Origin of the sequence: Streptomyces sp. NPDC020192 (assembly GCF_044388685.1) — a bacterium.
Lineage (GTDB): Bacteria > Actinomycetota > Actinomycetes > Streptomycetales > Streptomycetaceae > Streptomyces.
On record NZ_JBIRXG010000001.1, the window covers coordinates 70,694 to 88,417 of the forward strand.

Below are 17,724 nucleotides of genomic sequence, written 5' to 3' on the forward strand. Positions count from 1 at the left end.
GACCCGTACGGCGGCCTGGTCAGCCGCCGGAGATGCCGACCACCAGCCAGATGAAGGCCGCGCCCGCCACCGTGCACAGCAGGGTGGAGCGGGCGGGGTGCTCGTGGTGGGCCTCGGGGAGGATCTCGGCGGCGGCGAGATAGAGCAGTGCGCCGCCGAAGAGGCCCAGATAGCCGCCGAGCACCGGTTCGGGGATGTGGAGGAAGGCCGTCGACAGCGCGCCCAGCACCGGTGCGCAGGCGTCGGCCACCAGCATCGCCACGGCCCGGCGGCGGGCGTTGCCGTACAGGCTGGTGATGGTGAAGGTGTTGAAGCCGTCGGCGAAGTCGTGCGCGATCACGGCGAGCGCGACGGCCGCGCCCATGCCACCGCCCACCTGGAAGGCGGCGCCGATCGCCACGCCGTCCATGGCGCTGTGCCCCACCATCGCGCCGGCCGCCGCCAGGCCCACCTCGGGCGCCCGGTGGCTGTGGCCCTCGGCGCCTCCGTGGGCGGCCTGGCGGGCGGCCAGGGTGCGTTCGACCAGATGGGCCAGCAGGAAGCCGGCCACGAAGAGCAGCAGGGCGGCGGGTACGCCGAAGATCTCGCGGTCGGCGGCGTGCAGCGCCTCCGGCAGCAGGTCCAGGCCGACCACACCCAGCATCAGACCGCCGGCCAGGCCCAGGACCAGGTGCCGACGGTCGGTCACACGCTGAGCCGTCCAGCCGCCGGCCAGCGTCATCAGGAACGCGCCGAGCGCGACGAAGACCGCCATAGGGACTTGCTATCCGATGGAGGCGCCTTCGCGCACATCCGGCGCCTCCCCTATCGCCCCACACTCTGACATTTCACTGCTCCTGCTGTGTGTTTTCCGTACGAGAGGACCTTTCCCATGGCCGATGCCACCATCGATGCCACCACCACTGCCCCCACCGGCAAGGTGACGTTCGTCGGTGCCGGCCCCGGCGCCGCCGATCTGCTGACGTTCCGCGCCGCGCGCGCGATCGGGGACGCGGACGTGGTGATCTGGGCGGCCAGCCTGGTCCAGGCGGAGGTCCTCGAGCACGCGCGCGAGGAGGCGGAGATCCTGGACTCGGCGGCCATGTCCCTGGAGGACGTCGTCGCCGTCTACCGGCGCGCCCACGCCGAGGGCCTGAAGGTGGCCCGGATCCACTCCGGCGACCCGGCGCTGTGGGGCGGCACGCAGGAGCAGCTGGACCGGTGCGCGGAGATCGGGATCGCCACCGAGGTCGTACCGGGCGTCTCGTCCTTCTCGGCCGTGGCCGCCCTCGCGCAGCGCGAACTGACCATCCCCGAGGTCGCGCAGTCCGTGGTCCTCACCCGGCTGGGGGGCGGCAAGACGCCGATGCCGCCCGGGGAGGAGGTACGGGAGTTCGCCCGGCACGGTACGACGATGGCGATCTTCCTCTCCGCCGCGCGCAGCGGCCAGCTGGTGCGCGAGCTGCTGGAGGGCGGCTACCCGACGGACACCCCGGTGGTCGTCGCCTACCAGGCCACCTGGCCGGAGGAACTGGTCGCGAGGTGCACGATCGGCACGCTGGAGGAGACGGTCAAGGAGCACAAGCTCTGGAAGCACACGCTCTTCCTGGTCGGCCCGGCGCTGGACGCCCACGGCACGCGTTCGCACCTGTACCACCCGGGTCACTTCCACGGCTACCGCAAGGCCGACCCGGAGGCCCGGCGGACCCTGCGCGAGCGGGGGGCGAGCAGTTGATCACGGTCGTCGGCACGGGGACCGGTGCGCCGGTGCCCGAGGACGTCCTCGCGGGGGCCGCGCTCGTCGTCGGCGGGCGGCGGCACCTGGACGCCGTACGGCCGCGGCTGCCGGAGGCGGCCGAGCGGGTCGTCCTCGGGCCGCTGGCGCCCGCGCTGGACACGATCGCCGAGTACGTCGGCAAGGAGCTGCCGGTGCTCGTGCTGGCCTCCGGGGACCCCGGGTTCTTCGGGATCGTGCGGGCGCTGGCGGAGCGGTTCGGGGCCGGGCTGCTGGACGTACGGCCGGGTGTCTCCTCGGTGGCGACGGCGTTCGCGCGGATCGGGCTGCCCTGGGACGACGCGGTCGTGGTCAGCGCGCACGGCCGGGATCTGCGGACGGCGGTGAACGTCTGCCGGGCGCGGCCGAAGGTGGCCGTGCTGACCGGGCCGGGCGCCGGACCCGCCGAACTGGGGGCGGCCCTGGGTGAGTACCGGGTGCTGGTCGTGGCGAGCGCGCTCGGCGATCCGGCACGCGAGCACGTGGAGCGGGTGACGCCCGCCGAGGCGGCGGCCCGGGACTGGGGTACGGCGGTGAGCGTGGTGCTGTGCCTGGACGAGACGCGGGCGCTCGGCGCGGTGCGTACGGTGGCCGGAGTTCCGGCGTCACCTGCCCGATGGGCGCTGGACGAGGGCGAGTTCGCGCACCGGGACTCGATGATCACCAAGTTCGAGGTGCGCGCGCTGGCCCTCGCTCGACTGGGGCCGCGTCTCGGTGACCTGGTGTGGGACGTGGGCGCCGGGTCGGGCTCGGTCGCGGTGGAGTGTGCCCGGCTCGGCGCGGCCGTCGTCGCCGTGGAGAAGGCGGCGGACGGGGTGGAGCGCGTCCGGGCCAACGCCCGCGCCCATGACGTCGACGTGGATGTGGTGCACGGCTCGGCGCCCGAGGCCCTGGACGGGCTCGACGATCCCGACGCGGTGTTCGTCGGCGGCGGGGGCGGTGACCTGCCCGCCATCGTCGGCGCCTGTGCGCGGCGGGCGCGGCGGACGGTCGTCGTCGCCATGGCCGCGCTCGACCGGGTGCCGGCGGCGCGCGAGGCGCTCACGGCCGCCGGGTTCACCTGCGACGGGGTGCTGTTGCAGTCGTCGCGACTGGCGCCGCTGCCGGGGGACGTGACCCGGCTCGCGGCGACCAATCCTGTGTTTCTGCTCTGGGGCGTGCGAACCCCCGTGTCTAACGAAGGAGTTGCTCAGTGATCGGCCTCATTTCCGCCACCGCGGCGGGGGCGGCGGCGCGGGACCGGCTGGCCGCGGCGTGGCCGGAGCGGACGCGGGTGTACGAGGGTCCCGTCGGGGAGGTGGTACGGGCCGCGTTCGCGGAGTGCGAGCAGCTGGTGTGCTTCCTGGCGACGGGGGCGACCGTACGGCTGCTCGCGCCGCTGCTCGGCGACAAGACGGCGGACCCGGGCGTGGTGTGCGTGGACGAGGGCGGCCGGTACGCGGTGTCGCTGGTCGGCGGGCACGGCGGCGGTGCCAACGAACTCGCCGGGGAAGTGGGTGAGTTGCTGGGCGCCGAGCCGGTGGTGACGACGGCGACGGACTCCGTCGGGCTGGCGGGGCTGGACACGCTCGGGCTGCCGTACGAGGGTTCGGTGGCCGCGGTCTCGCGCGCGCTGCTGGACGGCGAACCGGTCGCGCTGGAGGCCGAGGTGGCGTGGCCGCTGCCGCCGCTGCCGGTCTCGGCACAGGGGGCGTACACCGTCCGGCTGACCGATCGGGCCGTCGAGCCGGGCGAGCGCGAGGTGCTGCTCAGGCCGCCGTCGCTGGTGGTCGGGGTCGGCGCGTCCAGGGGGGCGCCGGTGGAGGAGGTGCTCGGACTGGTCGAGGAGGTGCTCGCTCAGGCGGGGCTCTCGGTGAAGTCCGTCGCCGAACTGGCCACCGTGGACGCCAAGTCGGAGGAGCCGGGCATCGTGGCGGCCGCCGAGCGGCTGGGCGTGCCCCTGGTGACGTACCCGGCGCAGGAGCTGGCGGGCGTCGAGGTGCCGAACCCCTCCGACGCGCCGCTCGCGGCCGTCGGCACGCCGTCCGTGGCGGAGGCCGCCGCCCTGGTCCGGGGTGGTGAACTCCTCGTACCCAAGCGGAAGTCCGTGCGGGCTGACGGGCAGCCCGCCATGGCGACCTGTGCCGTCGTACGGCGTCCGGGGCGCGGGCGGCTCGCGGTGGTCGGGCTCGGACCCGGCGCCCGGGATCTGCTCACCCCGCGTGCCACGGCCGAACTCCGGCGCGCTTCCGTGCTGGTGGGGCTCGACCAGTACGTCGACCAGATCCGCGACCTGCTGCGGCCGGGAACGCGGGTGCTGGAGTCGGGGCTCGGCGCGGAGGAGGAGCGGGCGCGTACGGCGGTCGCGGAGGCCCGGCGCGGGCACGCGGTGGCGCTGATCGGCAGCGGGGACGTCGGTGTGTACGCGATGGCGTCCCCGGCGCTGGCCGAGGCGTCCGACGACATCGACGTGGTCGGGGTGCCCGGGGTGACGGCCGCACTGGCCGCCGGGGCGATCCTGGGCGCGCCGCTGGGCCACGACCACGTGTCCATCAGCCTGTCCGACCTGCACACGCCGTGGGAGGTCATCGAGCGGCGGGTGCGGGCGGCGGCCGAGGCGGACCTCGTCGTCACCTTCTACAACCCGCGCTCGCGGGGCCGCGACTGGCAGCTGCCCAAGGCCCTCGCGATCCTCGCCGGGCACCGGGAGCCGACGACGCCCGTCGGGGTCGTACGCAACGCGTCCCGGCCGGACGAGTCGAGCCGGGTGACCACCCTCGGTGCGCTCGACCCGGCGACGGTCGACATGATGACGGTCGTGACCGTGGGCAACACCGCGACCCGGATCATCGCCGGACGCATGGTGACCCCGCGCGGCTACCGCTGGCAGAACGCCGCCGAGGAGGCCCGGTGAACAGGATCGTCCATCCCATCGAGCAGGAGTCCTTCCGGCGGCTGCGCGCCCGGCTGGACACCTCGCACTTCCCGCCGCTGACCCGGGCGGTGGTGGAGCGGGTCATCCACTCCGCCGCCGACCTGGAGTACGCGACCGACCTCGTGACCGACGAGGACGACCTGGTGAAGGCGCATGCCGCGCTGCACGCCGGGGCGCCGGTCGTCGTGGACGTGGAGATGGTCGCGGCCGGGATCACCCGGCGGGAGACCGTGTGCCGGCTCAGGGACGCCACGTCCGGCCCTGGGCTGACCCGTTCGGCCCACGCGATCCGGCTCGCCTACGAACAGGTCGGCCCCGGGGCCCTGTGGGTGATCGGCTGTGCGCCGACCGCCCTGGAGGAACTGCTCACCCTGGACGCCTCCCCCGCGCTCGTCATCGGGCTGCCCGTCGGCTTCGTCGGGGCGGCCGAGTCCAAGGCCGCGTTGCGCGAGAGCGGGCTGCCCGCCGTGAGCAACGTGTCCGAGAAGGGCGGGTCGGCGGTGGCCGCCGCCGCACTCAACGCCCTGCTGTACCACCCCACTTCATCCGAGGAGATCCAGTGACCACCCCGCCGCCCGCCCTGCTCATCGCCGGCCACGGCACCCGGGACGAGGCCGGAGCCGAGGCGTTCCGCGACTTCGTACGGGAGTTGGGCCGCCGCCACCCCGAACTGCCCGTCGCGGGCGGCTTCATCGAGCTGTCCCCGCCGCCGCTCGGCGACGCCGTCAGCGAGCTGGTCGAGCGGGGTGTGCGACGGTTCGCGGCGGTGCCGCTGATGCTGGTGTCCGCCGGACACGCCAAGGGGGACATCCCGGCGGCGCTGGCCCGCGAGAAGGAACGGCACCCGGGGATCTCGTACACCTACGGCCGTCCGCTGGGCCCGCACCCGGCGCTGCTGGGCGTGCTCGAGCGGCGGCTGGACGAGGCGCTGGGCTCCTCCGGAAGGAGCCCCGAGGACCGGGCCGATGTGACCGTGCTGCTGGTCGGGCGCGGGTCCACCGACCCGGACGCCAACGCCGAGGTGTACAAGGCGGCGCGGCTGCTGTGGGAGGGCCGTGGGTACGCCGGTGTGGAGACGGCGTTCGTGTCGCTGGCGGCGCCGGACGTGCCGAGCGGGCTGGACCGGTGCGTGCGGCTGGGGGCGCGGCGGATCGTCGTCCTGCCCTACTTCCTGTTCACCGGGATCCTGCCGGACCGGGTGCGGCAGCAGACCGAGGGCTGGGCGGCCGCGCACCCGGAGGTCGAGGTGCGCTCCGCCGAGGTCATCGGGCCCGAGCCGGAGCTGCTCGATCTGGTGATGGAGCGGTACGAGGAGGCGGTCAGGGGTGATCTGCGGATGAACTGCGACTCGTGCGTGTACCGGATCGCGCTGCCGGGCTTCGAGGACAAGGTGGGGCTGCCGCAGCAGCCGCACTTCCACCCGGACGACGACGGGCACCACCACGGCCACGGGCATCACCATCACGGGGGGCACACGCACAGCCATGCGCACTGAGGACACCGGGGCCACCGGGCACGATCTGCGGCATCACGGTGATGCCGAGGTGCGGGACGACGGGGCCGCGCTGGTCGACCTCGCCGTCAACGTGCGCGCGGACACTCCCCCGGTCTGGCTGCGGGAGCGGATCGCCGAGTCGCTGGGCTCGCTCGCGGCCTACCCGGACGGGCGGGCCGCGCGGGCGGCGGTGGCGGCGCGGCACGGGCTGCCGGTGGAGCGGGCACTGCTGACGGCCGGGGCGGCGGAGGCGTTCGTGCTGCTGGCGCGCGCCCTGAAGGTACGGCAACCCGTCGTCGTACACCCGCAGTTCACCGAGCCGGAGGCCGCGCTGCGGGACGCGGGGCACACCGTGGACCGGGTGCTGCTGCGGGAGGCGGACGGGTTCCGGCTGGATCCGTCGGCCGTGCCGGAGGACGCCGACCTGGTGGTGATCGGGAATCCGACCAATCCGACGTCCGTGCTGCATCCGGCGGGCTCGATCGCCCAGCTGGCCCGACCCGGGCGGACTTTGGTGGTCGACGAGGCGTTCATGGACGCGGTGCCGGGTGAGCGGGAGGCGCTGGCCGGGCGGACGGACGTACCGGGTCTGGTGGTGCTGCGCAGCCTGACCAAGACATGGGGGCTGGCCGGGCTGCGGATCGGGTACGTGCTGGCCGCGCCGGAGATCATCGCGTCGCTGGAGTCGGCCCAGCCGCTGTGGCCGGTGTCGACACCCGCCCTGGCCGCCGCCGAGGCATGTGTCACGCCGTGGGCGCTGGCGGAGGCGGGGCATGCGGCGCATCGCATCGCGGCGGACCGGGCCCATCTGGTGGCCGGGCTCGCCTCTTTCGCCGACCGGGGTGTCTCGGTGGCCGGTCCGGCGGCGGGGCCGTTCGTGCTGGTCCGTGTGCCGGGGGCGGCCGGGGTACGACGACGGTTGCGCGAGCTCGGCTACGCCGTGCGGCGGGGTGACACGTTTCCGGGGCTCGGCGTGGACTGGGTACGAGTGGCTGTGCGGGACCGGGGGACGGTGAACGGGTTCCTCTCGGCTCTGTCCGTCGCACTCGGGTAGCCAGGGCTCCGTCACGAGATCGCCCTGAGCCCACCCCTCGTCCGTGCCCGGAGCCCCGCCATCACCTCCGCCGTCGCCTCGTCCGCCGGCAGGTGGACGACGAGCTGCTGCGCATCCGCCGTGGCGTCCAACGTCTCGCGGGTGAGCCGGAGTTCGGGTCCCGACGGGTGGCGCAGGCGGAGCACCCCGCGCTGCGGCACCACATGGAGGTTCAGCCGGCTGGTGAACTCCGGGCCCGCCACCGGGGCCAGTTCCGTGCTGAGCCACTCCGCGTTCTCGATGGAGGGGCCGAGCCAGAGGTCGAAGGCCTGTTCGTCGGCGACCTCGTGCCAGTCGGCGAAGAAGGTGCGGGCGCGCGGGTCGGTGAAGACGTACCGGGTCAGGTTCGGGTCGGCGGCGTCGAGGAGGCCCGTGCCCTCCGTCAGCAGTTCGTAGCCGCTGGTGCGGGCGAGGATGTCGCCGAGGCGGTTGGTCACGACGGCGATGCCCGGCTCCAGCAGGCGGAGCGTCCGGAGCAGGGCGGGGCGGACGTCCCGGCGGGGCGGGGCCGGCCGGGTGTGGGAGGGGCAGGCGCCGCCGGTGATCTTCGCGAGGTAGCGCAGATGGCCGCGCTCGGCGGCGTCGAGGCTGAGGGCGTCGGCGAGGGTGTTGAGCACGGACACCGAGGGGTTGCGGTCGCGGCCCTGCTCGATACGGGTCAGGTACTCGACGCTGATCCCGGCCCGTGCGGCAAGGTCCAGTCGGCGCAGGCCCGGCGAGCGGCGGCGGCCGCGCTCCGGAAGTCCCAGTGTCTCCGGCTGGATGCTGTCCCGTTTGGCCCGGACGAAGTCCCCCAGTGGTGTACCCATGAGGTGAGGATAGGTCGCCCTGTGACCATCGCGGAGGGCTCAGCGTGGCCCTGCGGGGGCCAGCCTGAGCACGGCCTGGTTGTCCGGCGCCGGACGCCTGATCGTGGTGGGCATGGAGAACACACACAAGCTGCTGATCATCGTCGGAAGCGTCCGGGAGGGCCGGTTCGGACCGGTCGTCGGGTCCTGGGTGGCCGAACAGGCCCGTACACATGGAGGGTTCGAGGTCGACGTCCTCGAACTCGCCGACATCGACATCCCGTTGGCACTGCCCGCCGAGTCGCCGAAGTTCGCGGGCGACGCCTACCCGCGACCGGCCGGGATGGCCCGGCTGACCTCGGCGCTGGAGGAGGCCGACGCGTTCATCGTCGTCACGCCCGAGTACAACCACAGCTACCCCGCCTCCCTGAAGGCCGCGATCGACTGGCACTTCACCCAGTGGACGGCCAAGCCGGTCGCCTTCGTCAGCTACGGCGGCGCGGCCGGCGGCCGGCACGCGGTGCTGCACCTGGAGAACGTGCTCACCGAGCTGCACGCGGTGACCATCCGGGACGGGCTGTCCTTCCCGAACTACTTCACCGCCTGGCAGGACGGCCGTCCGCTGGACGAGCAGGCCTCCGGCTACGCCAAGACACTGCTCGACCAGCTGTCCTGGTGGTCGGCCACGCTGCGGGCGGGCCGGGAGGCCGCTCCCTACCCGGCGTGAGCATCGGGCGGGGAGCGGCCGACGGGCGCGTGGGGTCAGCTCCTGCGGCGCCGGGCCACCACCACCGCTCCGCCGCCGACCAGCAGCAGCGCCAGCGCGCCGCCCGCGAGGTACGGGGTCGCCGAGCTGCCGCCGGTCTCGGCGAGGCCGGCCTTCGACACGCCTCCCTGGGGCTTCGTGCCGGAGGCGGGGTCGGACGTGGCGGGGGCGTCCTGGGACGTCGTGCCCGCGGCCGGGTCGTGGCTCTGCACCGGCCGGCCGCCGGGCGGGGCCGTCGGGGACTCGCAGGTCGCCTGGGCGAGGGTGACCGTGCCCTCGACGTCGGCCACGTTGAGCTTCAACGGGTCGACGGAGACCTTGAGTTCGAGCGCGGTGGCGGCGGCCGTGCGGGTCGTGGTGCTGTGCCGGGCGAGGTCGAGGCGGACCTCGCCGACGCCGGGCACCTTCACCTCGGTCGGGCCGCCGGCCGTGAGCGTGACGCGCTTGCCGAGGACCGTGACGGCACCGAGGACGTTCGCGGAGGCGACCGGCGCCTTGCCGGCCTCGCAGGTGGCCTTCGCGGTGACCGTGTCGGCCTCGATCAGGGACAGCAGGGGCAGTCCGGGGACGTGCAGCCGGGCGTGGGCGAGCCGGACCGAGCCCTCGGCGCGTTGCGCGGTCACCGTGGCCTTCGCCGAGGCGACGTCCGCGCCGAGGACGGTGAACGGCTTGCCGCCGGCCACGCCGTCGAGCCGGGCGGACAGCGCGGTCCTGTCGGCGCTCTGCGGTGCCTGGACCTCGTTGAGGGAGACCGTGAGCGGGACGTCGACGGTCTTGTTGAGCAGGGACACGTCGAGCCCGGTGCGGAGCACGACGGCGGAGGCGCGACCGTGGTCACCGGTCGCGTGCGCGGCGCTCGTGCCCAGGACCGCGGGCGCCGCGGCGAGGGCGGTGACCGTCGCCGCGGCGGCGAGACGGCGCGCGGGCATGCGGAAGTTGTTGCTGTTCAAGGTGGTGGGACCCCCAGAGGGAACATGCTTGGGACCCGTCAACCTTGTACTCACTACGGGTGAACGGTCAGCGATCCTCGGTTACTTCACTCATTCGGGGAGAATCGGCACACCTCTTCGAATCGTGAAGCACACGCGTTCCCTTACTCCACAACGTGCCCGTTGAGCACCACCCGGCGTGGCGCCGCCAGCACCCGTACGTCGGCGCGCGGATCGCTCTCGTACACCACCAGGTCGGCCGGTGCGCCCTCCTCGAGGCCGGGTCGGCCGAGCCAGGCGCGGGCGCCCCAGGTCGTCGCCGACAGGGCGGCCACGGGCGGGATGCCGGCGGTGACCAGCTCGGCGACCTCGGCGCCGACCAGGCCGTGGGCCAGTGAGCCGCCGGCGTCCGTGCCGACGTAGACGGGGATCCCGGCGTCGTAGGCGCCGCGCACGGTGTCGTAACGGCGTTCGTGCAGCCGGCGCATGTGCGCGGACCAGCGCGGGAACCTGCTCTCGCCGCCGTCCGCGAGCCGCGGGAAGGTGGCGATGTTGACGAGGGTGGGGACGATCGCGACGCCCCGCTCGGCGAAGAGCGGGATCAGGTCGTCCGTGAGACCCGTGGCGTGCTCGACGCAGTCGATGCCCGACTCGACCAGGTCGCGCAGGGAGTCGGTCGCGAAGCAGTGCGCGGTGACGCGGGCGCCGAGCCGGTGGGCCTCCGCGATCCCCGCCTCGACGGCCTCGCGCGGCCAGCAGGCGGACAGGTCGCCGAGGTCGCGGTCGATCCAGTCGCCGACGAGCTTGACCCAGCCGTCGCCACGCTTCGCCTCCTGGGCGACGTAGGCGACCAGGTCCTCCGGTTCGATCTCCCACGCGTAGTTGCGGATGTAGCGGCGGGTGCGGGCGATGTGCCGGCCGGCCCGGATGATCTTCGGGAGGTCGGCGCGGTCGTCGATCCAGCGGGTGTCGGAGGGCGAGCCGGCGTCCCGCAGCAGCAGGGCGCCCGCCTCCCGGTCGGTGCGCGCCTGCTTCTCGGCGGTGTCGGCGTCGACCGGGCCGTGTGCGTCGAGGCCCACGTGGCAGTGCGCGTCGACCAGGCCGGGCAGCGCCCAGCCCTCGACGGTGGTGACGTCCCGGGCGCCGGCGGGACGGTCGTACGACACCCGGCCCCCGACCACCCACAGCTCGTCGCGGACGTCCTCGGGCCCGACCAGGACCCGCCCCTTCACGTGCAGCACGGCGCCATCGCTCATGTACTGCACCTTAATGAGCTACTGCTCGGACGTGCCCACCTGGTCCGAGGTCTCCTCCTCCACCTCGGCCATCGCCGGGTCGAGCAGCCGGGAGAGGAAGTGCCGGGTGCGCTCGTGCCGGGGGTTTCCGATGACCTGCTCGGGGCTGCCGTCCTCGACGATCACGCCGCCGTCCATGAAGACGACCCGGTCGGCGACCTCGCGGGCGAAGGTCATCTCGTGGGTGACGACCATCATGGTCATGCCCTCCTGGGCGAGCCGGCGCATCACCGCGAGGACGTCGCCGACCAGCTCGGGGTCGAGCGCGGAGGTCGGCTCGTCGAAGAGCATCACCTCGGGGCCCATGGCGAGGGCCCGGGCGATGGCCACGCGCTGCTGCTGGCCGCCGGAGAGGGAGGACGGGTAGGCGTCCGCCTTCTCGGACAGGCCGACGCGGGCCAGGTTCTCGGCGGCGATCCGCGCGGCCTGCGCCTTGTCCCGCCCGAGGACCCGGCGCTGGGGCAGCGTGAGGTTCGCGGTGACGTCGAGGTGCGGGAAGAGGTTGAACTGCTGGAAGACCATGCCGATACGGCGGCGTACGGCGTCGATGTCGACGTCGGGGTCGGTGATCTCGGTGCCGCCGACGAAGACCTGGCCCTTGGTGGGCTCCTCCAGCAGGTTGACGCAGCGCAGCAGCGTGGACTTGCCGGAGCCGGAGGGGCCGATCACGCAGACGACCTCGCCCTGGTCGATCTCCAGGTCGATGCCCTTGAGCACCTGGTTGCCGCCGAAGGACTTGTGCAGGTCCCGGACGCGGATCTCGGGGCGGGTCACTTGATCTCCTCCTGGGCCCTGGCCTCCAGATGGCGGGCGACGAAGCCGAGCGGGATGGTGACCAGCAGGTAGCACAGGCCCGCGACCAGGATCGGCGTGGAGTTGGCGGTCGTACTGGCCAGGTCCCGGCCGAACTTGGACAGTTCGCGCTCCTCCAGGGTCACACCGAGCAGCAGCACCAGGGAGGAGTCCTTGAAGAGCATGATCAGCTCGTTGGTGAGCGGCGGGAGGATGATCCGGAAGGCCTGCGGGATGATGATGGAGATCATGGCCCTGGCCGGCGAGAAGCCCAGCGAACGGGCCGCCTCCATCTGCCCCCTGGGCACCGCCTGGATGCCGGCGCGGAACGTCTCCGCCATGTAGGCGGCGCCGATGAGTCCGAGGCCGAGGGCGCCCTTGCCGTAGGTGCCGCCGGGGATCTCCGTGCCCGGGAAGGCCAGCGGGACGGCGACCGCGATGAAGACGAAGATCAGCAGGGCGGGCAGGCCGCGGAAGACCTCGATGTAGATGCCGGCCACCCAGCGGTACGGGCCCACGGAGGACAGCCGCATCAGCGCGATGACCAGGCCGAGCGCCAGTCCGAGGACGAAGCCGGACACGGTGTACAGGACGGTGTTCTTCAGCGCCAGCGTGATGACGTCGGGCCACATCTGCCGGGCGATGCCGCCCTGGGCGAACTGGTTCTGCAGCCGCCCCCAGTCCGCCGTGACCGCTATGGCGATCACGGCGGCGACGAACACGACGTACTGGAGGCCCCGGGACAGACGGCGCTTCTGACGTCGCGTCAGCCCCTTCTTCTTCGGCTGGAGTCGTACGTCCGTATCGGTCATGAGGCGGCGGGCGAGGCGACGGAGGCGTTGTAGGGCCCGATCCACTGCTCGTAGATCTTCTTGTAGGTGCCGTCGGCCTTGGCGTCCTTGAGGGCCTTGTTGATGGCCTCGCGCAGCGCCGTGTTGCCCTTCTTGACCGTGAAGCCGTACTGCTCGCCGGTCTTGAGGTTGTCGACGACCTTGAACGTGGCGGCGTTGGCCTTGTCCTTCAGCCAGCCCTGGACGACCGGGTAGTCGATGACGACGGCCTGGACCTGTCCGGTGCGCAGGCCGTTGAGGACCGCGTCGGAGGACTCGAAGGAGATCGGGTCGTAGCCCTTGGACTTGACGTAGTCCTCGCCGGTGGTCTGCGCCTGGGCGCCGAGCTTCTTGCCCTTGGCCTTGACGTCGGCGAGCGAGTTGATCCCGCTGTTCTTGTCGACGAGGACGGCCTGGGTGGCCTCGAAGTACGGGTCGGAGAAGTCGACGTTCTTCTTGCGCTCGGGCGTGATCGTCATGCCCGCGGCGGCCAGGTCGCACTGGCCGGAGTTCAGGAAGGCGCCGGTCTTGAAGTTCTCGAACGGGGTGTCGACGATCTGCTGCTTGACGCCGAGGTTCTTGGCGACGAGGTCGATCAGGGAGACGTCGAAGCCCTGCACCTTGCCGTTGATCTCCGACTGGAACGGCGGGTACGGCAGGTGGGTGCAGGTGGTCAGCTGACCGGCCTTGACGATGTGGACCCCCTTGACGGTGGCACCGCTCCCCCCGCCGTTCGAGGAGCAGCCGGCGGCCACGAGTACCAGCCCGGCGGTCGCGGTGGTGACGGCCAGGAGGCGGGTCCGGCGTCCGAAGAACGTTTTCATGGGGGGAATCTTCTCTGTGGGGGAACTGTGGCTTCCGATTATAAGGATGTGTTTGAGTCTCTCAAATCAAACCCATGGTTACGGAGCCGTTGCACCTAAGATCGAGGGAGTCGACGCCTGGAACCAACCGCCGAACGAAGAGAGAAGAGCCGTGACCCACCCCTTCCTCGACCTGCCCCCGCTGAGTGCCGAGCGCTTCGCCGCGATCGAGGACGGGGTGGCCCGGCTGCTGGACACCCGGCAGGACGTGCTGATCACCCAGGGTGAGGCGCTGCTCCCGCTGGAGGGCGCGATCCGCGCGGCGGCCGGTCCGGGCACGGTGGCCCTGAACGTCATCACCGGCCCCTACGGGCAGACCTTCGGCGACTGGCTGCGCGCCTGTGGCGCGACCGTGCACGACATCTCCGTCCCCTTCCACACGGCGGTCACGGCCGAGCAGATCGAGGAGGCGTTCGCCGAGCACCCCGAGATCGACTTCGTGTCCCTCGTCCACGCGGAGGCGGCGACCGGCAACACCAACCCGGTCGCGGAGATCGGCGAGGTGGTACGGCGGCACGGCGCGCTCTTCTACCTGGACGCGGTGGCCTCCGTGGGCGCGGAGCCGGTGCTGCCGGACGCGTGGGGCGTGGACCTGTGCGTGATCGGGGCGCAGAAGGCGATGGGCGGCCCGGCGGGCGTGTCGGCGATCTCGGTGAGCGAGCGCGCCTGGGCCCGGATGGCGGCCAACCCGAACGCGCCGCGCCGCTCCTACCTGTCCCTGCTGGACTGGAAGGAGCGCTGGCTCGACGCCGGCCGCAGGGCGTTGCCGCACGCTCCGGCGCAGCTGGAGATGCTGGCGCTGGAGGCGTGCCTGGCGCGGATCGGGTCGGCGGGGCTGGACACGGTGATGGCCCGGCACCGCAGCGCCGCGCTGGCGTCGCGGGCGGGTGCGGTGGCGCTGGGCGGGGGCCTGGAGCCGTACGTGTACGACGAGAAGGACGCCGCGCCGGTGGCCACGACGCTCCGGGTGCCGTCGGGAGTGGTGGCCTCGGAGCTGGTGGCGCGGGCCCTGGCGGGCGACCCCGCGCTGCCGCTGGCGGCGGGCGGGGGCGCGCTGGCCAAGGAGATGATCCGGGTCAACCACTACGGGGCGGACGCCACGCCGGGGGCGGTCCAGGGATCGCTCGCGGCCCTGGGCGGAGCACTCGCCCAGCACGGCCTGGCCGTGGACCTGGAGGCCGCCCGGGGGGCCGTCGCGGCGGTCTGGGGGCAGGGGCGGTAGCGCTCAGGAACTCGGCGGGGAGGCCAGGAACTCCCTTACCGCGGCGAGGGGTTGGGCCGCGTCGTCAAGCCCTCGGCGCACGGCCTCGGCCAGCCAGGACTCCGCCTCCGTCAGCTGCCCGCGCCCGGCCAGCAGGCCACCGAGGTTGAGGGCTGCGCGCGGGTGGCCTGCCTCGGCGGCCTTGCGGCACCAGAACTCCACCTTCTCCCTGTCCCTCTCCTCGTCCCTCTCCTCGTCACCGCGCTCGACGATGTAGGACGCCCAGCGGAAGGCCGTGTCCGCGTCCGCCTGTTCCGCGGCCTGCTGCCACCAGTACTCGGCCTCGGTGCGGCCGTCGGGCCTGTCGAGGAGCAGCAGGCCCAGCGCGAAGGCGGCCGCGGGAAACTCGCCGGCCAGCTCGCGCAGCCTGCCCTCCGCCTCCTCCGGGCGGCCGGATTCGAGGAGCCGGTCGGCGAGCGCCAGGCTCGCCTGCCGGTGTCCTCGCTCGGCGGCCCTGCGCCACCAGGAGGCAGCCTCCTCCACGTCACCGCGTTCGGAGAGCAGGATGCCGAGGTTGTAGGCGGAGGCGGCGAACTCGGGGGCGGAGACGCGCCACCAGTGTTCCGCCTCCGCCGGCATTCCCTGGGTGTAGTAGTGCGAACCGAGGTTGTGGGTGGCGTCGATGCGGCCGGTCTCGGCGGCCCAGCGCAGGATCGCCTCGGTCACGTGCGGTCTGCCCCAGCTCTGGACCGCCACGGCGAACGTCGTGATCTCATCCATGTCGTCGGCGTCGTCGAGCAGTCCCAGCAGCAGCGGCTGTGCCTCGTCGGCGCGTCCGTCGCAGATCAGCAGGTCGATCAGGTTGAGGCAGCCGGTCGTGTCACCGGCTTCCGCGGCCCGGCGCCACGCGGCCTCCGCGCCCGCCGTGTCGTCCTCGTCCCCCAGCAGGGCTCCGAGGTTGGTGAAGGCCTGAGCGTTGCCCGCTTCGCCCGAACGCCGGTACCACTTCTTGGCCGCTTCGACGTCGCCTTCGTCGGACAGCCATGCGGCCAGGTTGAACATGGCCACCTCATGGCCGCTCTCTGCCGCCTTCGCGTACCAGGTGGCACCCTCGGCCCGGTCGCCCCGTCTGCTGAGGAGCACACCGAGCTGGTTGGCGGCCTCTGCGTCTGCGGCCTCGGCGGCGGCACGCCACCAGGTTTCGGCCTGGGTGAGGTCGCCGCGCTCGTCGGCGGCACGGCCCAGGATCTCGGCGGCCCGGACGTGGCCTCGTTCAGCGGCACGGCGCAGCCACGGCTCGGCCCCGTCGTCACCGCGCAGCCGCAGCTGGTGTCCGTGGACGTACATCGCCTCGGTGTCCCCGGCCGTGGCCGCCGCCTGCCACCACGGCTCGGCCTCGGCCTCCTCGCCACGCGTGTGCAGGAGCGCTGCCAACGTGGCCATCGCCGTGGCGTAGCCGCCCTCCGCGGCACGGCGCAACCAGGTCTCGGCCCGTTCGTCATCACCCCGGGCACGGCAGTGCGTGTAGAGGCTGAAGGCCGCGACGACCACTCCGGCCTCCGCCGCCTTCGACCACCACCGCGCGGCTTCCTCGTCCGCACCCCGCATTTTCAGGACGCCTGCGAGATTGAGCTGGGCGACCGGGTGCCCGGCCTCGGCGACGGGGCGCAGCAGCGGTTCGACCTCGGCCGGATCCATTCGCTGGAACAGCACGGCGGAGGTGTAGTTGACGATCGCTTCCTCGTCACCGGCCTCGGCGAGGGGGCGCCATCCCTGTTCGGCGATCGCCCACCGCCCGCTGATCGAAGCCACCTGGGCGACGATCGGGCGCGTCCGGTCGTCGGCGTACTTCAGGGCGGCCAGCCACACCGACTCCGGTACGTGCGGTGCGTCGGGGTCGCGGGCCACCGAGTCGACGAGGTAGTCGAAGGGGCGCTTGGTGCCTTCCTCCTCGCCTTCCATCAGCAGACTGGCGACGCCGTAGCGGACCTGGGAGGCCCAGGTGACGGCGTCGTCATAGGACTCCGGGCGCAGTGCCGCGCCGCCCAGGGCCTTCAGATGGTGGTGGTGCGCCTCGTTCAGCAGGGCCGCCGGCAGATCGCCGATCATGCCCACGCGAGCGAGGTCCACGGCGGCCGCGACGAGTGCGGCGGCTCGCGGATGGCCGCCCCTGGCGGTGGACCGCTCGGCCCTGCGCCACACGGCCAGGAGTTCCGGTCCGGCCGCCAGGTATTCGGCGATGCCGTGGATGCCGTGCCGGACGTGGGCCTCGTGCAGCCGGCTGTCGTCGGCCTGGGCGACCCGGGCCAGTTCGGCAGTGCTCCACAGCCGTCGTACGACGACCGGTTCCACCAGGTTCAGGACGCGCAGTCCGGTCTCGGCCGCCATATGGCCGGGGCCGCCCTCGCCGGAGACGTCGTCGGCCGCGTCCCGCAGCCTGTCGTAGCGCTCGTCGCGCAGGGTCGCGAGGATCACCAGGCGGTCTCTGGTCAGCGACGTCAGCAGGGTCGGATCGAGGCCGCCCGGCCGCAGGTAGTAATGCAGATCGTCGAGCCACAGGACGTGCCGGTCGTATGCCGGTTCCCCGGGCGCCCGGCGCAGGAGGCGCAGATCGGCGTCCCACGGCGGGGCGAGCAGGAGATGTCCCGGGAGGACGGCCCGCGCCGCTTCGAGGGCCGTGCGACTCTTGCCGGCGGTCGAGTCTCCGGTGAGCAGCACGAATCCGCCGGACTCGGCGGCCGCCCGCAGCTCGGCCCGCACCTGGGCGTCCACGTCGCGCGGGATGTAGGGCGGCAGCGCCGATCCGTCACCGTCGCCCTCGCCGTCTCCGGCACGGGCGCGGTGCACACCGAGGCCGAGCAGATCGGCGTCGGCCACGGGCTCCCAGTTCCCGAGGACGCTCGGCTGCGCCGGCGGCCGGACGACAGGAGATGTCGCGGGACCCGGTACGGCGACCATCGCGGCGTGCCCGGCGGGCAGCGCGAGCGTCTTCGGCGCGCCGGTGT

At 73.1% G+C, this 17,724-nt stretch carries 16 protein-coding genes; 8 read left to right on the forward strand and 8 right to left on the reverse strand.

The window, feature by feature from the left end:
• Positions 1-19: 19 nt before the first annotated feature.
• On the reverse strand, positions 20-754 hold the full coding sequence (locus ACH47Z_RS00350; protein ID WP_399068876.1) for a ZIP family metal transporter: 735 nt from the start codon (positions 752-754) through the stop codon (positions 20-22).
• Between the two features lie 117 nt (positions 755-871).
• On the opposite strand from ACH47Z_RS00350, the gene cobM reads away from it, so the two are divergent.
• Genes cobM through cobC form a run of 6 tightly spaced genes read left to right on the forward strand, consistent with a single transcriptional unit; the run spans position 872 to position 7,216 of the window.
• Entirely contained in the window at positions 872-1,714 is an 843-nt protein-coding gene (gene cobM / locus ACH47Z_RS00355; protein ID WP_399068878.1) for a precorrin-4 C(11)-methyltransferase, read from the forward strand.
• A complete protein-coding gene (gene cbiE, locus ACH47Z_RS00360; protein ID WP_399068880.1) occupies positions 1,711-2,949 on the forward strand; it encodes a precorrin-6y C5,15-methyltransferase (decarboxylating) subunit CbiE in 1,239 nt (412 codons plus the stop codon). Before cobM ends, cbiE begins: the two co-directional genes overlap by 4 nt.
• Positions 2,946-4,646 (forward strand): precorrin-3B C(17)-methyltransferase, encoded by a 1,701-nt coding sequence (gene cobJ / locus ACH47Z_RS00365; RefSeq protein ID WP_399068882.1) that lies wholly within the window; start codon positions 2,946-2,948, stop codon positions 4,644-4,646. Before cbiE ends, cobJ begins: the two co-directional genes overlap by 4 nt.
• On the forward strand, positions 4,643-5,230 hold the full coding sequence (locus ACH47Z_RS00370) for a precorrin-8X methylmutase (RefSeq protein ID WP_399068884.1): 588 nt from the start codon (positions 4,643-4,645) through the stop codon (positions 5,228-5,230). The genes cobJ and ACH47Z_RS00370 overlap by 4 nt, the downstream gene beginning before the upstream one ends.
• Positions 5,227-6,162 (forward strand): sirohydrochlorin chelatase, encoded by a 936-nt coding sequence (locus ACH47Z_RS00375; protein WP_399068886.1) that lies wholly within the window; start codon positions 5,227-5,229, stop codon positions 6,160-6,162. The genes ACH47Z_RS00370 and ACH47Z_RS00375 overlap by 4 nt, the downstream gene beginning before the upstream one ends.
• Positions 6,152-7,216, forward strand: coding sequence for an Rv2231c family pyridoxal phosphate-dependent protein CobC (gene cobC, locus ACH47Z_RS00380; protein WP_399068888.1), 1,065 nt, complete (start codon positions 6,152-6,154; stop codon positions 7,214-7,216). The genes ACH47Z_RS00375 and cobC overlap by 11 nt, the downstream gene beginning before the upstream one ends.
• An 11-nt stretch (positions 7,217-7,227) precedes the next feature.
• Here the strand turns inward: cobC and ACH47Z_RS00385 are convergent, their stop codons facing one another.
• Entirely contained in the window at positions 7,228-8,064 is an 837-nt protein-coding gene (locus ACH47Z_RS00385; RefSeq protein WP_399068890.1) for a helix-turn-helix domain-containing protein, read from the reverse strand.
• 112 nt (positions 8,065-8,176) lie between these two features.
• Here ACH47Z_RS00385 and ACH47Z_RS00390 point away from each other — a divergent pair, with 112 nt between their 5' ends.
• Positions 8,177-8,770 carry an NADPH-dependent FMN reductase gene (locus tag ACH47Z_RS00390; RefSeq protein ID WP_399068892.1) on the forward strand — a complete coding sequence of 198 codons (594 nt, stop codon included), beginning with the start codon at positions 8,177-8,179 and terminating at the stop codon, positions 8,768-8,770.
• 35 nt (positions 8,771-8,805) lie between these two features.
• Here the strand turns inward: ACH47Z_RS00390 and ACH47Z_RS00395 are convergent, their stop codons facing one another.
• The 5 genes from ACH47Z_RS00395 to ACH47Z_RS00415 all read right to left on the reverse strand — a co-directional run bounded on the left by ACH47Z_RS00395 (position 8,806) and on the right by ACH47Z_RS00415 (position 13,479).
• On the reverse strand, positions 8,806-9,759 hold the full coding sequence (locus tag ACH47Z_RS00395; protein WP_399068894.1) for an SCO1860 family LAETG-anchored protein: 954 nt from the start codon (positions 9,757-9,759) through the stop codon (positions 8,806-8,808).
• Between the two features lie 143 nt (positions 9,760-9,902).
• On the reverse strand, positions 9,903-10,994 hold the full coding sequence (locus tag ACH47Z_RS00400; protein WP_399068896.1) for an amidohydrolase family protein: 1,092 nt from the start codon (positions 10,992-10,994) through the stop codon (positions 9,903-9,905).
• Positions 10,995-11,012: 18 nt separating this feature from the next.
• Positions 11,013-11,807, reverse strand: coding sequence for an amino acid ABC transporter ATP-binding protein (locus ACH47Z_RS00405; protein WP_399068898.1), 795 nt, complete (start codon positions 11,805-11,807; stop codon positions 11,013-11,015).
• Positions 11,804-12,637, reverse strand: a complete 834-nt coding sequence (locus ACH47Z_RS00410) for an amino acid ABC transporter permease (protein ID WP_399068900.1) — start codon at positions 12,635-12,637, stop codon at positions 11,804-11,806. Before ACH47Z_RS00410 ends, ACH47Z_RS00405 begins: the two co-directional genes overlap by 4 nt.
• Positions 12,634-13,479, reverse strand: coding sequence for a transporter substrate-binding domain-containing protein (locus ACH47Z_RS00415; protein WP_399068902.1), 846 nt, complete (start codon positions 13,477-13,479; stop codon positions 12,634-12,636). Before ACH47Z_RS00415 ends, ACH47Z_RS00410 begins: the two co-directional genes overlap by 4 nt.
• Before the next feature lie 151 nt (positions 13,480-13,630).
• Here ACH47Z_RS00415 and ACH47Z_RS00420 point away from each other — a divergent pair, with 151 nt between their 5' ends.
• Complete coding sequence (locus tag ACH47Z_RS00420) at positions 13,631-14,740, forward strand: pyridoxal-phosphate-dependent aminotransferase family protein (protein WP_399068904.1); 1,110 nt, start codon at positions 13,631-13,633, stop codon at positions 14,738-14,740.
• Between the two features lie 3 nt (positions 14,741-14,743).
• Here the strand turns inward: ACH47Z_RS00420 and ACH47Z_RS00425 are convergent, their stop codons facing one another.
• The gene (locus ACH47Z_RS00425) at positions 14,744-17,596 is read right to left on the reverse strand and encodes a tetratricopeptide repeat protein (RefSeq protein ID WP_399068906.1); all 2,853 of its coding nucleotides are present in this window, start codon (positions 17,594-17,596) and stop codon (positions 14,744-14,746) included.
• Positions 17,597-17,724 lie beyond the last annotated feature (128 nt).